Raw genomic sequence first — 17,831 nt, 5'->3', positions numbered from 1 at the left:
CCTTAATGAGCAGTTGTTTTTTTATATACTTTAAATTAGTACAAAAAATTTCGACCTTCCCACCTGATTACTCATTCTCATGTGTTATGTTAATTCCATAAAGGAATAGAGATAATACTTCTCTCTCCTACAAAATACATAAACGGAAGGATGATTTATATGAGTAATCAAACAACTCAAATTAGAGATTTTACCCAATTGAAGGTTTGGCATAAGGCCATTGAACTAAGCGATCTTATATATGGAATACTAGGAAACTTTCCCAAGTTTGAAGAATATGCAACCAAATCTCAAATCATTAAGTCTGCAAATTCTGTATCTGCCAATATAGCAGAGGGAAATAGCCAGTATTCTGTCAAGCGAGAATTATATCATATTAATATTGCTATCGGCTCCACAATGGAAACTAAAAGTTGGCTATTGCTATGTCTTAGACGGAACTATATTACACAAGAGCAACTCAATCAAATTAATCTAGTGCTAGAAGAAATAATAAAGATGCTTCATGGATATAGAAAAAATCTATTTATGTATATTGATAATGAAGAAGAATAGGACTCCCTATTCTTCTATAACAACTTTATATTCTTTTTCCCAAGTGACTATTTTCCTTTTCCCAAAACTTTATTTACTCATTTCTTCTGTAGACTCCTCTTAATCTTTAAATCTTAATTCTTGATTTACTAACTATGTATAAGTCAAATAATGTTTTGAGAAAACTCCCTAACCCACAAGCACCCCTCAAACCCCTATTCCATCTATCTTCCACTCACTTTTCAATACCCTTTCCATTTTCTGAAAGTAAAACAAAGTCTTTAGAAAAACTGATCATTTCTTAGTCCTTTTTTCTTAGTTCTTGAGCCTTTTCAGTAAAATAAAGTCGTTGGAAAGTTAGTCGTAAATATCAAGGTTTAAGGGGTAAAATTTGCCCCCTTTTCAGTCTTAAAATCAATAAAATCTTTCAATATAATAAATCAATACATGGCTGAAAGCCTTATTCTTTAAGGGTTTTATCAATATTTGTTTCAATATATGTGTTCAATAAAATCTCCGGTTCCCCGATCTATTTTCCTTCAGAAAAATAAAAAATTGTGAACAGATGCAGAGCATAGTCCACAATCTATCCACAATTTTTCTAACAACTTTATTTTCTCGCTAACGAGTTTATTTTACATCTCAAGACATTATTTTACATATACAATTATGGGACAATTATTTTAAAATTAAATATTAATTACTCAACCGTTACTGATTTTGCAAGGTTTCTTGGTTTATCTACATCGTTGCCTTTTATAAGTGATGTATAGTAAGCAATCAGCTGAGTTGGAACTGCTGTAAGAACTGGTGCTAGTATATCATCTACTTCTGGCACATAGATTACTCTATCAGCCTGAGCTTCGATTTCTTTTCTGTTTTCATTAGCTATTGCTATTACGTAAGCTCCACGAGCTTTTACTTCTTGGATATTTGAAAGCATTTTTTCATATAGTCTTTCTTGGCTAGCTATAGCGATTACTGGAGTGCCTTCTTCGATAAGAGCTATTGTTCCATGCTTTAATTCTCCTGCTGCAAATGCTTCTGTATGGATGTATGAAATCTCTTTTAGCTTAAGAGCTCCTTCCATAGCTGTTTGATAATCAAGTCCTCTTCCTAGATAGAAAGCGCTGTGCTTGTCTTTGATTTCTTTTGCAACTTGCTTGATATCTTCGTAGTTTTCAAGGATTTTTTCAACCTTTGCTGGAAGCTCTTTCATTTTTTCTATCATATCAAAGTAAAATTCTTCTGTAATTGTGCCTTTTGTAAGAGCTAAATCTAGAGCTATCATGTATAGAGCTGTCATCTGAGTTGTGTATGCTTTAGTAGATGCAACAGCAATCTCAGGTCCAGCCCAAGTATAGAATACATCATCTGATTCTCTCGCAACTGATGAGCCTACAACGTTTGTAACAGAAAGTATTCTAGCTCCTTTTCTCTTAGCTTCTCTTATAGCAGCTAGAGTATCTAGAGTTTCTCCAGACTGGCTGATTACGATTAGTAGAGTGTTTTGATCAATAAATGGCTCTCTATATCTAAATTCTGATGCTATATCTGGCTCAACTGGAATCTGCGCAAATTTTTCTATAGCGTATCTACCTACAAGTCCTGCATTGTATGCAGTTCCACAAGCTACTATATATACCTTGCTTATTTTTTCTAAATCCTCTTTTGTAAGTTTGATATCATCTAGCTTTATTTTTCCGTTTTCATCAAGTCTTCTAAGAAGTGTATCTTTTATTGCTGTAGGCTGTTCGTGAATTTCTTTAAGCATAAAGTGGTCATATCCACCCTTTGAAGCTGATTCAACATCCCAATCTACAGTAAATTTATCTCTTTTAACTTCCTTTTTATCAGGAGAATAGATAGTAACTTTTTCAGGAGTTAAGTGTACTGTCTCTCCATTTTCTAGGATGCATACATCTCTTGTATATTTTAATAGAGCTGGTATATCTGAAGCAATGAAGTTTTCATCCTGTCCTAGTCCTACTATTAGTGGGCTTTCATTACGAACAGCTACCATTTCATTTGGACTTTTTGAGCAAACTACGCCTATTGCATAGGCTCCTCTTATTATAGAAGTAAGCTTGTTTACGGCCTCTAAAAGATTTCCTTCATATAGGCTATCTAAAAGATGAACTATTACCTCAGTATCTGTTTGTGATTTGAACTTATAGCCTTTAGCTATTAAGTCTTCTTTTAAGCTCACATAGTTTTCAATTATTCCGTTATGAACTACTGCTATAGTATTGTCTGCATTTAGATGAGGATGAGAGTTTTCATCCGATGGCGCACCATGAGTCGCCCATCTAGTATGCCCTATTCCTAAGCTTCCCTTGATAGGGTTTGCCTCTAAGAAGTCACTTAGTACAGCTAGTCTACCTTTGAATTTTTCTGATTTTATAACTCCATCTTCTACTATTGCGATTCCTGCTGAGTCATAACCTCTGTATTCTAGCTTTTCTAAGCCTTGCAGGATTACCTCCTGCGCATTTTTCTTACCTACATATCCAACAATTCCACACATTAAAAAAAACCTCCTTTTATTTTTCCTAGTTTTCTAGGCGTAGCTAAATAAAGGAAGGAATCAATCACTAAAAGCCCGATTGTCTCTGAGATTACTCTCAGGTTTTGTAAGCTTTCTTAGGCTGTGACAGCCTCTAGAGCATCCGCCGAATTTTCGATAAACTCTAGTCCTCGTCAGCCTTAAACATTTAAGGCTCTGGCGCTACGTACATTTTCCATGATTCTTCCATTTTTAGCGTGCATATAATTATATCACATCTTTCATAAAGCAAAAACATATTTTATTTTACAAAAAGTTTACATCAAAATATCTCTAGTATACTTACAAATCATAAAATGCTAATAAACTTTAAAATCCTTGCTTTATTTATAGACTATAAAAGCCTCAAACACTTTTTGATAAGCATTTGAGGCTTTATAAACTTGCTGTTACCCTAATTTGATTTCAATAAAATCTGCAAGCTCTCTTGCCATTACTTCAATTTGATTTTGGTCTTTGCCTTCTAGCATAACTCTAACTAAAGGCTCTGTTCCAGATGGTCTAATTAAGACTCTTCCTTGTCCATCCATTTTTTCTTCTAGCAGTTTTATCTTATCTGCTACCTCTTGGTTTTCCATATAAGTGTGCTTGTTTCCATTGCTTACCTTTGCATTTATAAGCACTTGCGGATAAATCTCCATTATTTTTGAAATCTCTGATGCTTTTTTGCCGCTGTTTTTCACTATTTCTGCAAATAACAGCGAGCTAAGTGTCCCATCCCCAGTTGTTATATGATCTAAAAATATCATATGTCCCGACTGCTCTCCACCTAAAGAGTATCCCTCTTTCACCATCTCTTCAAGTACATATCTATCGCCTACTCCTGTAACTGCTAGCTTTATTCCTAAAGCTTTTGCCGCCACATGAAGTCCCATGTTGCTCATTACAGTAACTACTAAAGTGTCTTTTTTAAGCTGATTTTTAGCTTTCATGTCATTTGCACAAATCAGCATTATTTTGTCTCCGTCTATGATTTGTCCCATTTCATCTATTGCGATTAATCTATCTGCATCTCCGTCATAGGCAAGTCCTAAATCAGCTTTATGCTCTACTACCATGGCCTCAAGGTTCTTTGTATGAGTTGAACCGCAATTTGCATTTATATTTGTTCCTGTAGGCTCACAGCCTATACATACTACCTCAGCCCCGAGCTGAGTAAATACCTCAGGTGCGATTTTATATGCAGCTCCATTTGCAGTATCTAGCACTACCTTCATTCCCTTAAAATCTGTGCTTACACAAGATTTAAGAAATTCGATATACGCTTGCTCTGGATTAGTTACTTTCATTCTTTTTCCTATGTTTTCATGAGTAGGATACTCATTTAGTAGGCTCATATCATCTAAGTATTTTTCAATTTCAAGCTCGATTTCATCAGCAAGCTTAAATCCTTTTGAGTTAAAAAATTTAATTCCATTGTACTCCATAGGGTTGTGCGATGCTGAAATCACAGCTCCTATATCAGCTCTGTAGTGCTTTGTAAGATATGCAACTGCTGGCGTAGGCAGTACCTTTGCATCTATTACATCTGCACCCATGCTCATAAATCCTGCGCTCAGTGCCATAGACAAGATATCCTTTGATATACGAGTGTCGCTTCCTATTACTACCTTTACTCTATCTGAGCCATGCTCACTATGTTTTTGAAGCACAAAAGCTCCTGCTCTTCCTAAATTATATGCTAGTTCTGCTGTAAGTTCTTTGTTGGCTATTCCTCTTACTCCATCTGTTCCAAAATACTTTCTCATTACTTCCTCCAATTAAAAGCTTTTTTAGTTAACTTAAATTTTACTTATTTTGATATATTATACAATAATTCTCCATGATTTGTCCTAATTAGTTGAAAATCTATCGTTATAAATGGTAAACTGGTTTTAATATGTATTTGCCTTAAAAACTTACAATAATTGGGAGTGGTTGATATAAGACGGATATTCATAAGACTATTTACTCTTATTTTTATTTTTATAAATATACTTTTTTCTTATTCAAGCTATGCCTTAAGCTCTAGCATACCCTTTACAAACGAAGAACTAAATTTTTTAAAAGCTCATGAAAATGAGACTTTTCTTTTAGGCTTAGATCCATATTCTGGTATGGATTATTTCGAATTTAGAGGACAAAAGGCTGGTTTTTTACTAGACGTTATTAAGCTAATAGAAAGAGAAACAAAGATAAATATTGAAATCGCTTCGGAAAAATCTTGGGGTGAAGCTGTAAGCGGCCTTTCTACTAGAGATATCGATATATTGTTTGGTGCAAATCCCACCTTGCTCAGAAGGCAGTATATGGAGTTTACTCGTCCTATGATTCAGTACCCTTATGCAGTTTTTGCGAAAAAAGGCAGTGCAGTTCAAACTATAGGAGATTTAGACAATAAAAAGGTTGCTTTTATAGATGGAGATATAAACCTTCAGCCTTTTCTAGATATTTATAATAATATTCATCCTAAGATAAGAATATTTCCAGACCAAAAAGCTGCTCTAGAAGCACTCTCTGCAGGGGCCGTAGATGGATTTGTAGTTTCAGGTGGAGTAATTATACATGATTTTATATATAATTACAGTGATTTAAATTATATAGCTGAAGTAAATACCTTGACTTCAGACATGACTTTTTCAACTCTCAAAGAAAACGCTATCTTAGCAGGTATATTGGATAAAATAATTGAAAAATATTTAGATACAGAAATTAATGAAGCTATAGAAAATTCTGAGGTATTATTTAATAGAAAAATATTAAGGCTAACAGAATCCGAGTTATATTGGCTAGATAAAAACGAAACCGTTACTGTGGGAGTTGCTGATGATTATCTGCCTTTTGATTATTATTCAAACGGAGAATACCAAGGCGTTGCTGGAAGTGTTTTTAACGAGCTTTCTCATTTAATTGGATTAAATGTAAATGTAATGCACGGTAGCTTCTCAGATATTTATAGTAAAGCTCTAAATAGAGAAATCGATGTTGTGAACATGGCTAAAACTCCCGATAGGCTAAACCATTTTTATTTCCCACAGCCTTTTAGCTATGAGCGAGATGAAATCTATGGAAAAAGAGAAAACATGCATGTACAAGACGTATATGGTCTAGAGGGCAAGAAAGTTGCTGTTATAGATGGATTCTGGCATGAGGAATACCTTTTAAAGAATTTAAGAGAAGTGGAAATAATAAAAACTAAAAGTGTGGAAGAATCTATTTCCAAAGTCGATAAGGGTGAAGCAGATTATTTTATAGAGAATCCTACTGTAGCTGACTTTTATATTCAGGGGCTAGGGTATACGAGCATCATAAAAAAAGGAAGTACCTCCTCTGATTCATTTTTATATTTTGGTATAAGCAAAAATAAACCTGAGCTTTACTCTATAATAGACAAAACAATCTCGCTTATATCCTATGAAGAATTGAAGCATCGCGGACTTTCAAATGTGCCTGTCCCAGAGCCTATAAAGTACAAGAGGCTTACTCTTGTGATAGCCATGCTTACTGCGACCATGTTTATAATTGCTCTATTTACATTTAGAATATTGAAATCTTTAGCTAATGAAAAAGCAAAAACCTTGCTTTTATCGGAGCGTACTAAGCTTTTATACACTGATTCCTTGACAGGTCTAAAAAACAGAACCTGCTTTAAGGATATGGAAACTGAGTTCAACTGTATGGGTTTTCCTCAGCTTATAATAATGGCTGATATGAATAATCTTAAAAAAACAAATGATTTATATGGGCACCACATGGGAGATTTGCTAATTAAAAAATGCAGTAAGATTTTGGAGCAGGTGTTTGATAATGCTCTGATATTTAGAATGGGTGGAGATGAATTTTTAATTTTGTATGCTGGTAATATAGACACTCAAATAGAAGATAAAATTGATTTGGTAAACGAGATTGCTTCTAATACTTCTATTTCAGATGGTACCTCTACAATAAAAGGGCTTAGCATAGCAATGGGAGCATCTAGCAGACAATCTATAGACGATGATTTTAACGAAAAAATGATAGAGGCTGACAATAACATGTACATTCATAAAAAATTCATAAAAAGCCTTGCTAAATCATAGAAATCTAAAGTTGCATTAAAAACACTAGTCGGTTTATTAACCCAAGCTTACTCATAGGTCATAAATTTCTTGATTAATTTACAAATAAAGTCCAGTTTATAAGACATCATGCTCTTATAAAAACTGGACTTTTTTTTATATAATTACATATATTTTTTTATATAATTACCTATATTTTTCTTATTTAATTCTCTAGCTCTAAATAAAGCGCTCTTTAAATCTATATCCTCTTACTTCGTTTGTTTCAAAGACTGAAATAAACGCTTTTGGATCATGGTCATTTACTATTTTTTTGAGCTTAGACACTTCTCTTGGATTGATTATTGTGTATATTATTTGCTTTTCCAGATGAGAGTATCCACCTTCCCCATTGAGATAGGTTATAGCTCTGTTCATATTAGCCATAAGAGCATCTCCTATTTCCTTAGGATGCTCAGATATTATCATAACTGATTTTTTCGTTTCAAAGGTAGTTTGAACCTTGTCTAAGAAGTTATATGAAATAAAAAGAACTATTATAGTGTAAAGAAAGCTTTTTATTCCAAATATCGTACCACCCCAGCCAATTATCACGAGATTTGCTCCCATAAGTGCATTTCCAAGGGATATATCCCATTTTTTTCTTATTAGTGCTGCAATTATATCCATTCCACCTTGAGAGCCTCTACCTCTAAATGTAATCCCCATGCCGATTCCGTTTAATACTCCTCCAACAATAGCCGAAAGCATGATGTCGTCTACACCTATATACTTATATACTTCCCCTGTGACTCCTAGTAGAGTTGAAAACATGGTCATATTTATCATACTGTATATTACAAACTCTCTCTTTAGCTTAAATGCTGCCAAAACAAACAAAGGAATGTTTATTGCAAATACTATAAGACCGATATTAAAGCTTGTCAGATGATTCATAATTATAGCTATACCTGTAGCTCCACCGCTGAGTAGTCCAAGCGGTCTTAAGTATCCATTTATTCCTACAGCACAAATCAAGCTTCCAAGAGCTAGGGTTAATATTCTAATAAAAGGCTTCATCTTTTTATTGGTTGTTTCTGGCATATTGACAGGTTTCATATCTTACCTCCGACTTAAACTAGGTCATTAAAAAAACTATGAATACCTTTATAATAAAGGTTATTCATAGTTTTTTAAAGCATTATTTTGAATTAAACAAAGTTATTATTTTACAGATTCTCTTACAGCCTGCATACCTTTTTCAATCGCTTCTTTGTTAAGAGGTACAAACTTCTCTTTTGAAGGACCGAAAACTTTTTTGAAAGCCTCAAGAACGCTGTCGATAGATACTGTTTTGTTGATTTCAATTAAAGCACCTAGCATAACCATGTTAGCTACTCTTGGATTTCCAAGCTCAAGTGCTATTTCGTTTGCATCTATATAGTATACATCTACATCAGTTCTTTCAACCTTTTTCTCTATTAGAGAACGGTTGATAAATATGCTTCCTCCTGGTGCTACGTCCTTCTCAAACTTTGTAAGAGATGGAAGATTCATAATTATAGCTGAAGTAGCATCATTTGTAATAACTGGTGAACCGATAGGAGTTTCAGATACTATAACTGAACAGTTAGCAGTTCCTCCACGCATTTCTGGACCATATGATGGAAGCCAAGATACTTCTTTGCTTTCTAGCATACCAGCATAAGTGATAAGCTGTCCCATAGACATTACCCCTTGACCACCAAAGCCTGCACAGATTATTTTTTGAGTTTGCATACTATTTCGCCTCCCCATCTACATTTTTAAAGTTTCCTAGAGGATAGTATGGAATCATGTTATCTTCTAGCCATTTTAATGCTTCAACTGGATGTAGTCCCCAGTTTGTAGGACAAGTAGAAAGTACCTCTACCATAGTAAATCCTTCTCCATTAATTTGAGCTTGGAAAGCTTTTTTGATAGCTGCTTTAGCTTTACGAACATTTGCAGCAGTATTTACTGTAACTCTTTCTACATATACAGCTCCGTCAAGAGTTGAAAGCATTTCTGATACTCTAATAGGGAAACCTACAAGAGCTGCATCTCTTCCGTAAGGTGATGTTGTAGCTTTTTGACCAACTAGTGTAGTTGGAGCCATTTGTCCACCAGTCATACCGTAGATTGCGTTGTTTACAAATATTGTAGTTATTTTTTCTCCTCTAGCTGCAGCATGAACTATTTCAGCCATACCTATAGAAGCAAGGTCTCCGTCTCCTTGATAAGTAAATACTACTTTATCAGGATGAACTCTTTTGATACCTGTAGCACATGCTGGTGCTCTACCGTGAGCTGCCTCTTGCATATCACAGTTAAAATATTTATAAGCAAGTACTGAACATCCAACTGGTGCAACACCTATAGAATCGCCAAGTACTCCTAGCTCTTCTAATACTTCTCCAACTAATCTATGGATAATACCGTGTGTACAGCCTGGACAGTAATGTGTTTGTACATCAGTAAGTCCCTGAGTCTTTTTGAAAACAACTGCCATTATCTTACACCTCCCATAATCTCTCTTGCTTTATCAACTATCATCACAGGCTCTGGAATCATTCCTCCAACTCTTCCTACAAAGTGTACTGGATGTTTGAATTCTACAGCAGTTTTTACGTCTTCTATCATTTGTCCCATTGACATCTCTACAGTTAGAAGAGCTTTACAATTTAAGTTTTCGAATGCTTTATTAGGGAATGGCCATAATGTCATAGGACGAATTACTCCAGCTTTGATTCCTTCTTTTCTAAGGTCTTCAGCTGCATTTTTCGCAATACGAGCAGTTGTTCCATAAGCTACAAGGATAATATCAGCATCTTCAATTTTGTAGTTTTCCCATCTAGCTTCTTTTTCTATAATTTCTTCATATTTCTTCTCAAGGCGAATGTTGTGATCTTCTAGCTCTTGAGCTTCAAGATAAAGTGAGTTGATTACGTTAGGCTTTCTTAAGCCCTTAGTTCCAACAGATGCCCAAGTTTTTTCCTGAAGCTCTCTTTTTGCTGGAGGATTAAACTCAACTGGCTCCATCATCTGTCCTATCATACCGTCTCCTACTACCATTACTGGCATTCTGTAGTAGTCAGCTACTTCAAATGCTTCCATAGTCATATCTACAGCTTCTTGAATAGTTGCTGGAGCATATACTATATGTCTGTAGTCACCATTTCCGCCTCCACGAGTCGACATGAAATAGTCAGCCTGTGATGGTTGGATTCCTCCTAGTCCAGGGCCCCCTCTCATCATGTTTACTATTACTGCTGGAAGCTCTGCACCTGCTATGTATGATATACCTTCTTGTTTTAAGGCAATTCCTGGAGATGAAGAAGAAGTCATAACTCTAGCTCCTGCTCCTGCTGCCCCATAAACCATATTTATAGCTGCAACTTCTGACTCTGCTTGTAGAAAAACTCCTCCAACCTTTGGCATCTCTCTAGCCATATACTCTGGAATCTCATTTTGTGGTGTAATAGGATATCCGAAGAAGTATTTACATCCAGCCTCGATAGCTGCCTTTGCTACTGCTTCATTACCCTTCATAAGTACTTTAGCCATTTATAGTATCCTCCTTTTTATTGTTCTCTCTCTACAGTAATTACATAATCCGGACACATAGTTGCACAGTTAGCACATCCTATACATTTATCCATCTCTAGTACAGTTGCTGGATGGTACCCTTTTATGTTGATTTGTGTTTTGTCCATAACTACTATTTTTACCGGGCATGCTGTAGTACAAAGCTCGCAACCTTTACAGCGATCTTGATCAAAATACACCTTACCTTTAGCCATTTATATATCCTCCTTTAAGCGTTGTTCTGCTAGGCAGAAATTATATTAATACTATAATGCTTTACATCCACTGATCTCTCATAATCAAATCCAGTGCTAGGATTTCGCCTGAAACCTCATCTGGTATTTGACTAGCTATATGTGACATAGCAGAAACGTAGCGGATAGGAATGCCAAGTTCTTTGGATGCTTCTTTTAAAAGCTTGTCCCCTTTAAGTACATCTTCTAGAGTTGTTTCTCTTATAAGATGAGTGTTGTTTATAAAACCTGTCACTTTGAGCCTACTTGTTGCCTCTATAGTTTCCTTGTGCCTTTTGATTCCTTCTAAATCCATGGTCTGCTCTCTATTTGCATTTACAACCATGAACATGTCATAGTCGCCATCTTCAATGTAATTTTTGAATCTGCCAAGCACTCTTGCTCCTACAGAGTCTCCTCCTACATCTATTACGTATTCATAGGATTTGTCCTCTAAAGGCGTTATTATATCAGCAGCCACAGCAGGTAAATCAAGAGCATTTCCTGCTATAGAGCTGGCAATTACTTTTATGCCTTGCTCTTCAAGCATAACCTGCTTTTCTCTAGATCTAAAATAAACATTTACTATATCAAGGTCAGCTATAGCAACTTTACTAGCAGTAGCTTGCTTTAGCTTCATAGCATAATTCACTGAAAACTCAGTTTTGCCACTGCCATAGTGTCCTATGATAATTCTAATTCTTTTATCGTTAATAAACATATTTAAGCCTCATATCTTTGTGGTTTCTCTTCCTCACGAAGAACACGAAGTGCTCCTTGAGCTAGAGCTGACATTTCATCCTCACCAGCATATATTTTTACATCAGCTATAAATGATACTCTTTCCTTAATCCATGTAGTTATCATTTCAGAATATGCAATTCCTCCAGTAAGGATGATTGCATCTACCTTACCTTTAAGTACAGTAGCGCATGAACCTATTTCCTTTGCCACTTGGTAAGCCATAGCTTCATAGATAAGCTTAGCCTTTTCATCGCCCTCAGCTATCATCTTTTCAACATCTCTAGCATCATTTGTTCCAAGATAAGCTACTATTCCGCCTTCGCCTTTTAATAGCTTCTTGATTTGTGCATGTGTATATTTTCCGCTAAAGCATAGCTTAGCTAAATCTCCAACCGGAAGTCCTCCAGCTCTTTCTGGTGAAAATGGTCCTTCTCCGTCTAGAGCATTATTTACATCTATAACTCTTCCTTTTTCATGAGCTCCTACAGATACTCCCCCGCCCATATGAGCTACGATTACATTTATGTCTTCATATGATTTTCCAATTTCATTAGCAAATCTTCTAGCTGTAGCTTTTTGATTTAGTGCATGGAATATTGAAAATCTAGGAATTTCTGGCATACCTGAAATTCTAGCTACATCATTCATTTCATCAACTACTACTGGGTCAACTATAAATGAAGGAGCAAGTGCTGCATCAGCAATTTCTTTAGCGATGATTCCGCCTAAATTCGAAGCATGCTCTCCAAGATATGGCTCTTTTAGTCCAGCAATTAGTTCGTCAGATACCTCATAGGTTCCGCCTTTGATTGGCTTTAAAAGTCCTCCTCTTCCTACTACTGCATCTAGCTCTTCAATAGCAATTCCAGCTTCACTAACTGCGTCTACTATAACGTTTTTTCTAAATTCAAATTGATCAAATATTTTCTCGTATTTATTGATTTCTTCTGTAGAATGTCTTAGAGTTTTTTCCATTATTTGTGTTTCATTTTCATATACAGCAATCTTTGTTGATGTAGATCCTGGATTAATAGCTAATATTTTATAAGTGCTCATAGTTCCCTCCAAAGTTTTATTTTATATTTCTAAAATTAGTTTTGCTTGCTAGCTGCAAGTACAGCAAGGGCAATAGAATTTAGCTTAGTAATATCGCTGTCAGCTCTTGAAGTTAATACAATAGGTGCTTTTGCTCCCACAATTAGTCCTGCGTTTTCACCTTTTGCAAAGAATACTAGTGATTTATATAAAATATTTCCTGATTCTATATTTGGAACTAAAAGAATATCAGCCTTTCCTCCAATTGGATGAGTCATTCCTTTATGCTTTGCAGCTTCTTCAGATACTGCATTATCAAGTGCAAATGGTCCTCCAACTAAGCAACCTTTTATTTCTCCGTTTTTTTGCATTTCTTCTAACTTAAATGCATCTATTGTACATGGCATCTTTTCATCTGTTTTTTCCTTAGCGCAAAGTACTGCAACCTTTGGTTCTTCAATATCTAGGGCATGAGCTAATGAAACAGCATTTTCAAGAATTTGCTTCTTTGTCATTAAATCTGGGCTCAGTGTCATAGCCGCATCTGTAACAAAGAATAATCTTTCATATCCATCTATTTTAAATACAGCAACGTGGCTAAGTGGAAGCCCAGTTCTAAGTCCTATCTCTTTATTAAGCACAGCCTTTAGAATAATAGATGTGTCAACTAGACCTTTCATAACTATATCTGCTACCCCAGTAGAAACTAGCTCTACAGCTTTTAGACAGGCATTAGTAAGATCAGCTTCATTTATAACTTCATAATCTGATAGAGCAATATTTAACTCCTCAGCTATTTCAGCTATTTTAACTTCATCCCCTACTAATATAGCTTTTGCTATACCTTCTTTTCTTGCAGCTTCAACTGCTAAAAGTACTTCTTTATCTTGAGCACAGGCTACTGAAATAGTTTTTGGACCTCTTTCTTTAGCAAATGCTATAATTTCATTAAAATTTTTCATCTATAATTTCACCTCATTTTCATAAATCTTAGCCTTTTCTTCACCATTTAAAACTCTTACAGTTCCTTCAGCTAGTGCTAACATTTCATCTTCTCCAGGAATAACCATATATGGAGCTATAAAAGAAACCATTTCTTTAACTTGATTAGTTAGATTCTCAGAGTAAGAAACTCCACCAGTCATAACTATAGCATCAACTTCGCCTTTTAGAACTGTAGCCATCTGGCCAATTTCTTTTGCTATCTGATAAGCCATCGCTGAAAAAATAAGCTTTGCCTTTTCATCTCCTGCATCTATCAGCTTTTGTACTTCTCGTGCATCATTAGTTCCAAGATAAGCAACAAGGCCTCCCTTACCACTTATTTTCTTCTTCATTTCAGCTAATGTATACTTTCCTGAGAAGCACAGCTTTACTAAATCACCACATGGAAGTCCCCCAGTTCTTTCTGGTGAAAATGGACCCATCTCATTGGCATTGTTATAGTCTATTGCTTTACCTTTTCTAAGTGGACAAATTGAAATTCCTCCACCTATGTGAGCTACAATTAAATTTACCTCGTCTAAACCTTTTCCTAGCTCTTTAGCAGCTCTTCTTCCCACTGCCTTAACATTTAGTGCATGTCCTAGAGAAATCCTCTCAATTTGAGGTATTCCTGAAATTCTAGCTATATCTTCAAATTCATCAACAGCTACAGGGTCAACTATATAGCTTTTTACTCCAGCTTTTTCAGCTATTTTGTCTGCAATTAATCCTCCTAAATTCGATGCATGCTCTCCTCTTTGAGCAGCAATCAAATCCTCTTTCATCTTTGAAGTTACTTCGTATGTACCGCCAGGCATAGATCTTAGAAGACCTCCTCTGCCTACAACCGCTTCTAAATCCGAAAGTTGGTATCCTTCTTCTTTCATCCAGTCTTCAATTAAAGCTTGGCGCATTTCTAGCTGATCAGATACTCTTTCAAACTTAGCTATTTCTTCAGCTGAATGTGTCAGATTATTCTGGATAACGTTTTCTGTCCTTTTAAACAGGGCCACCTTAGTAGATGTGGAACCAGGATTAATTACTAAAATTAGCTTCATATTTCCCCTCCAAGTTCTATTAAATTATATGCTGTACAATTTTTTGTGATTGTATTTTTGATACAGCTTTCAATTATATATCTCTATGATATCCATAAATCGAAAAAAATTCAAGAGAAGGGCAGTATCCAATGGATACTACCCTTCTAAATTCAAGTACAACGGTGTTGTTTCAATACTTTCGACCTCTTCATCAATCTCTACATGAATAGGTACTCTTGCAGGATTATTTTGATATTCTTGCATTTTTATATAAACTCTAATGTCATTTTCCGATATTGTATCCATAATTTTGTCAGTAGTTGTAATCTTCACAGCAATAAAATCGCTTATATCCGGATTATCAGAAATATCTGGCAGTTGGCCATTTCCAGAAATTTGGATTCTTTCTTTAGATATATTAAATTCTTTACTAATTACCTTTTCCATAGATGACTTTAAAGTTATCTCCGGTGTCTGTGTCTCTACCCCAGTAGGCAGAACGAGTTTAACTTTTAAGTTAGGATTTTCTACTAGCTGCGATAGCTCGACCTTCTCAGTTTTTATTTCTTTTATTGAATCAATTATATTAGCTTTTCCTTTGATAACAACTTCAGGTGGGTCTATGGTATATCCACTTAGCTTAAGTTCATCGTTTTCACTGTTTGGGATATCTAGTACAATTGGGACAGTCTTAGTCTTTACAACAATAGCATGAACAAATACAGTATCTTGATTTATACTTACACCTTTAACTTCTTGATTGTCCCTATCTACAGGAATAACCTGAAGCTTCTTGCTAAAGTCCTTATCATAATTAGAAACATCGAGAGTAGTCATTAATGTAGTTATAGAATCTACCAATGTTTTTGGTCCTTCTATATACATGCTAGCGGGATTTGATTTTATTTCCTTAATTTCATAGCCCTCAGGCAAGGTTCCTGTTTGCACTACCGATACGGATTTTCGAATAACCATTTTCTTTTCTAAATTAATTTGCTTATCAGACGGATATAAAGTATACTCCACATTAGAATCAACATCCTTTAAATCTACTACGAGTATATTCTCGCCTTCTTTAGGATTGTTTATCAATCCTTCTGCTTTAATTCCTCTTGTTATTTGAGCATTTAAAATAGATCTTCTGCCTCTTAAACTCACCCTTACGTTCAAATCTGTTCCATACTCTGGTGTAAGCTCAAGCAGCTCCAGTTCTTGCATATTTGTAATATTAATAGGTACTGAATCAATATCTCTTATTATAATAGGGTCAACTTCTGCCATTACATATATCCACATAAAAAAAGCAAAGATTACTGCAAATATTTTCATCTTAAAATTTTGGTTTAATAATGTCTTCATTTGAATATGCCGCCTTTCTTAAAAAAGCCTTTAGACTCTTCTTCTTTTCTAAGTCCTTTTAAAAGGAAGGTTCTAAGTGACTCCTCAGAAAGATCTCTATATAACTTACCATTTTGTGCTAGTGATATAAATCCAGTTTCTTCTGAGACTATAAGCGCTATACAATCTGATCTTTCACTAATTCCAAGTCCAGCTCTATGTCTTGTTCCAAGCTCTTTGTTCAAAAATTTATTTTCTGTAAGAGGTAAAAAACAACCGGCTGCCATAATTTTTCCACCTCTAATGACTGCTGCGCCATCATGAAGTGGAGTGTTTGGTATAAAAATATTTATAAGAAGCTGTCTAGTAACTTTAGCATCCATCATTGTTCCCGTTTGAATTATATCGTTTATGCCAGTTTCTCTTTCGAAAACAAGAAGAGCTCCGATTTTTTGTCTTGCAAGTGATGTCATTGACTGTACTACCTCTTCCACGACAACATCTACTTTTTCAGTATCCTCAATAGCTGGTTTAATTATAAATTTTGTTCTTCCTAGATATTCAAGCACTCTTCTAAGCTCTGGCTGAAATACTATTAGAAGTGCTATCATTCCCACTGTCATTGTATTTTTAAGTATCCAGTTAACAACATGAAGCTGCATAATCTCACTTGCTTTAGTAGCAAGCAATAAAATTACTATACCTCTTACTAGCTGCTCCGCCCTAGTTTCCTTTATAAGCTGATAGAGTTTATAAAAAACATATGCAACTATTGCAATGTCTATAACATCAAAAATTCCTATATTAAATACTATATCTTTTAATTCCCACAAATTAATAGCCTCCTTAAGGCAAAATTCGACTTCAATATATAGTATACATCATTTATATCAGTTGAGAGAAGAGAAGTAACCAATCTGTAAAGATTTTTTCAAAAATTAAAAAAAGACCTATAAATTTTAGGTCTCTTTGTTAGAACTATAATGGTGCGCCTGAAGGGACTTGAACCCCTGACACATGACTTCGAAGGCCACTGCTCTATCCAACTGAGCTACAGACGCAGTGCAAAGCTGAAGTCTTAAATTGAGTTTTAATTGGAGCGGGTGAAGGGAATCGAACCCTCGCAATCTGCTTGGAAGGCAGGGGCTCTACCACTGAGCTACACCCGCATGCTAAATACTTTAAATTTTTATTGGAGCGGAAGACGGGACTCGAACCCGCGACCCTCGCCTTGGCAAGGCGATGCTCTACCACTGAGCCACTTCCGCGACTTTGGTGATTTGACAACAAAGTTATTATACAACTTTATCTTGCATTTGTAAACATATTTTTTTTGGTGGAGGGAGCTGGATTCGAACCAGCGAAGGCGTTGCCAACAGATTTACAGTCTGCCCCCTTTAGCCACTCGGGAATCCCTCCATAGATTTTATACCTATGCTTTATTAAATTAATTATGGAGCTGGCGATAGGAATCGAACCTACAACCTGCTGATTACAAGTCAGCTGCTCTACCGTTGAGCCACGCCAGCATGATGTCTAAATCACTGCTTATTTTCCAATGTATGTAATTGGCGATCCGGAAGGGGCTCGAACCCTCGACCTCCAGCGTGACAGGCTGGCATTCTAACCAACTGAACTACCGGACCGCATATTAAGTTTGGTGGGCTCAACAGGGCTCGAACCTGTGACCCCCTGCTTGTAAGGCAGGTGCTCTCCCAGCTGAGCTATGAGCCCA

At 35.7% G+C, this 17,831-nt stretch carries 15 protein-coding genes and 7 tRNA genes; 2 read left to right on the top strand and 20 right to left on the bottom strand.

The window, feature by feature from the left end; genetic code table 11:
• Positions 1–159 precede the first annotated feature (159 nt).
• Positions 160–555 carry a four helix bundle protein gene (locus tag B5X47_RS13250; RefSeq protein ID WP_143215834.1) on the top strand — a complete coding sequence of 132 codons (396 nt, stop codon included), beginning with the start codon at positions 160–162 and terminating at the stop codon, positions 553–555.
• Between the two features lie 679 nt (positions 556–1,234).
• Here B5X47_RS13250 and glmS read toward each other — a convergent pair.
• Both glmS and glmM read right to left on the bottom strand, forming a co-directional pair.
• Positions 1,235–3,061, bottom strand: coding sequence for a glutamine--fructose-6-phosphate transaminase (isomerizing) (glmS, locus tag B5X47_RS13245; protein WP_079590738.1), 1,827 nt, complete (start codon positions 3,059–3,061; stop codon positions 1,235–1,237).
• Positions 3,062–3,489: 428 nt separating this feature from the next.
• Positions 3,490–4,848 carry a phosphoglucosamine mutase gene (glmM, locus tag B5X47_RS13240; protein WP_079590736.1) on the bottom strand — a complete coding sequence of 453 codons (1,359 nt, stop codon included), beginning with the start codon at positions 4,846–4,848 and terminating at the stop codon, positions 3,490–3,492.
• Between the two features lie 165 nt (positions 4,849–5,013).
• On the opposite strand from glmM, the gene B5X47_RS13235 reads away from it, so the two are divergent.
• Complete coding sequence (locus B5X47_RS13235; RefSeq protein WP_079590734.1) at positions 5,014–7,158, top strand: transporter substrate-binding domain-containing protein; 2,145 nt, start codon at positions 5,014–5,016, stop codon at positions 7,156–7,158.
• Between the two features lie 198 nt (positions 7,159–7,356).
• Here the strand turns inward: B5X47_RS13235 and B5X47_RS13230 are convergent, their stop codons facing one another.
• The 18 genes from B5X47_RS13230 to B5X47_RS13145 all read right to left on the bottom strand — a co-directional run bounded on the left by B5X47_RS13230 (position 7,357) and on the right by B5X47_RS13145 (position 17,830).
• On the bottom strand, positions 7,357–8,235 hold the full coding sequence (locus B5X47_RS13230) for a YitT family protein (protein ID WP_079590732.1): 879 nt from the start codon (positions 8,233–8,235) through the stop codon (positions 7,357–7,359).
• A gap of 105 nt (positions 8,236–8,340) precedes the next feature.
• Positions 8,341–8,895 carry a 2-oxoacid:acceptor oxidoreductase family protein gene (locus tag B5X47_RS13225; RefSeq protein WP_013360712.1) on the bottom strand — a complete coding sequence of 185 codons (555 nt, stop codon included), beginning with the start codon at positions 8,893–8,895 and terminating at the stop codon, positions 8,341–8,343.
• 1 nt (position 8,896) lies between these two features.
• A complete protein-coding gene (locus B5X47_RS13220; RefSeq protein WP_013360711.1) occupies positions 8,897–9,646 on the bottom strand; it encodes a thiamine pyrophosphate-dependent enzyme in 750 nt (249 codons plus the stop codon).
• Complete coding sequence (locus B5X47_RS13215) at positions 9,646–10,701, bottom strand: 3-methyl-2-oxobutanoate dehydrogenase subunit VorB (RefSeq protein WP_079590730.1); 1,056 nt, start codon at positions 10,699–10,701, stop codon at positions 9,646–9,648. Before B5X47_RS13215 ends, B5X47_RS13220 begins: the two co-directional genes overlap by 1 nt.
• Positions 10,702–10,718: 17 nt before the next feature.
• The gene (locus tag B5X47_RS13210) at positions 10,719–10,937 is read right to left on the bottom strand and encodes a 4Fe-4S dicluster domain-containing protein (protein WP_013360709.1); all 219 of its coding nucleotides are present in this window, start codon (positions 10,935–10,937) and stop codon (positions 10,719–10,721) included.
• Positions 10,938–10,998: 61 nt separating this feature from the next.
• Positions 10,999–11,676 carry an ATP-binding protein gene (locus B5X47_RS13205; protein ID WP_079590728.1) on the bottom strand — a complete coding sequence of 226 codons (678 nt, stop codon included), beginning with the start codon at positions 11,674–11,676 and terminating at the stop codon, positions 10,999–11,001.
• A gap of 2 nt (positions 11,677–11,678) precedes the next feature.
• The gene (gene buk / locus B5X47_RS13200; RefSeq protein ID WP_079590726.1) at positions 11,679–12,755 is read right to left on the bottom strand and encodes a butyrate kinase; all 1,077 of its coding nucleotides are present in this window, start codon (positions 12,753–12,755) and stop codon (positions 11,679–11,681) included.
• 35 nt (positions 12,756–12,790) lie between these two features.
• Positions 12,791–13,696 carry a phosphate butyryltransferase gene (ptb, locus tag B5X47_RS13195; protein ID WP_079590724.1) on the bottom strand — a complete coding sequence of 302 codons (906 nt, stop codon included), beginning with the start codon at positions 13,694–13,696 and terminating at the stop codon, positions 12,791–12,793.
• Positions 13,697–14,776, bottom strand: coding sequence for a butyrate kinase (buk, locus tag B5X47_RS13190; RefSeq protein ID WP_079590722.1), 1,080 nt, complete (start codon positions 14,774–14,776; stop codon positions 13,697–13,699).
• A gap of 138 nt (positions 14,777–14,914) precedes the next feature.
• Positions 14,915–16,117 carry a CdaR family protein gene (locus B5X47_RS13185; protein WP_079590720.1) on the bottom strand — a complete coding sequence of 401 codons (1,203 nt, stop codon included), beginning with the start codon at positions 16,115–16,117 and terminating at the stop codon, positions 14,915–14,917.
• Positions 16,114–16,929, bottom strand: a complete 816-nt coding sequence (gene cdaA / locus B5X47_RS13180; protein WP_013360703.1) for a diadenylate cyclase CdaA — start codon at positions 16,927–16,929, stop codon at positions 16,114–16,116. The genes B5X47_RS13185 and cdaA overlap by 4 nt, the downstream gene beginning before the upstream one ends.
• Before the next feature lie 151 nt (positions 16,930–17,080).
• Positions 17,081–17,157, bottom strand: a tRNA-Arg gene (locus B5X47_RS13175).
• Between the two features lie 34 nt (positions 17,158–17,191).
• Positions 17,192–17,265 (bottom strand) — tRNA-Gly (locus B5X47_RS13170).
• Positions 17,266–17,289: 24 nt separating this feature from the next.
• Positions 17,290–17,364: transfer RNA gene (locus B5X47_RS13165), tRNA-Gly, on the bottom strand.
• Between the two features lie 66 nt (positions 17,365–17,430).
• Positions 17,431–17,515: transfer RNA gene (locus tag B5X47_RS13160), tRNA-Tyr, on the bottom strand.
• 35 nt (positions 17,516–17,550) lie between these two features.
• A tRNA-Thr gene (locus B5X47_RS13155) sits at positions 17,551–17,625 on the bottom strand.
• A gap of 40 nt (positions 17,626–17,665) precedes the next feature.
• Positions 17,666–17,742, bottom strand: a tRNA-Asp gene (locus tag B5X47_RS13150).
• A gap of 12 nt (positions 17,743–17,754) precedes the next feature.
• Positions 17,755–17,830 (bottom strand) — tRNA-Val (locus B5X47_RS13145).
• Position 17,831 lies beyond the last annotated feature (1 nt).

Origin of the sequence: Acetoanaerobium noterae, assembly GCF_900168025.1 — a bacterium.
In the GTDB taxonomy this organism is placed as follows: domain Bacteria; phylum Bacillota; class Clostridia; order Peptostreptococcales; family Filifactoraceae; genus Acetoanaerobium; species Acetoanaerobium noterae.
Note: the sequence above shows the minus strand (reverse complement) of the source record. Positions and strands in the feature narration are given on the sequence as shown.

Bases quoted from the DNA above. Each gene is read 5' to 3' on its own strand.
- B5X47_RS13250 (WP_143215834.1), top strand. From the start codon at position 160: ATGAGTAATCAAACAACTCAAATTAGAGATTTTACCCAATTGAAGGTT.
- glmS (WP_079590738.1), bottom strand. From the start codon at position 3,061: ATGTGTGGAATTGTTGGATATGTAGGTAAGAAAAATGCGCAGGAGGTA.
- glmM (WP_079590736.1), bottom strand. From the start codon at position 4,848: ATGAGAAAGTATTTTGGAACAGATGGAGTAAGAGGAATAGCCAACAAA.
- B5X47_RS13230 (WP_079590732.1), bottom strand. From the start codon at position 8,235: ATGAAACCTGTCAATATGCCAGAAACAACCAATAAAAAGATGAAGCCT.
- B5X47_RS13225 (WP_013360712.1), bottom strand. From the start codon at position 8,895: ATGCAAACTCAAAAAATAATCTGTGCAGGCTTTGGTGGTCAAGGGGTA.
- B5X47_RS13220 (WP_013360711.1), bottom strand. From the start codon at position 9,646: ATGGCAGTTGTTTTCAAAAAGACTCAGGGACTTACTGATGTACAAACA.
- B5X47_RS13215 (WP_079590730.1), bottom strand. From the start codon at position 10,701: ATGGCTAAAGTACTTATGAAGGGTAATGAAGCAGTAGCAAAGGCAGCT.
- B5X47_RS13210 (WP_013360709.1), bottom strand. From the start codon at position 10,937: ATGGCTAAAGGTAAGGTGTATTTTGATCAAGATCGCTGTAAAGGTTGC.
- B5X47_RS13205 (WP_079590728.1), bottom strand. From the start codon at position 11,676: ATGTTTATTAACGATAAAAGAATTAGAATTATCATAGGACACTATGGC.
- buk (WP_079590726.1), bottom strand. From the start codon at position 12,755: ATGAGCACTTATAAAATATTAGCTATTAATCCAGGATCTACATCAACA.
- ptb (WP_079590724.1), bottom strand. From the start codon at position 13,696: ATGAAAAATTTTAATGAAATTATAGCATTTGCTAAAGAAAGAGGTCCA.
- buk (WP_079590722.1), bottom strand. From the start codon at position 14,776: ATGAAGCTAATTTTAGTAATTAATCCTGGTTCCACATCTACTAAGGTG.
- B5X47_RS13185 (WP_079590720.1), bottom strand. From the start codon at position 16,117: ATGAAGACATTATTAAACCAAAATTTTAAGATGAAAATATTTGCAGTA.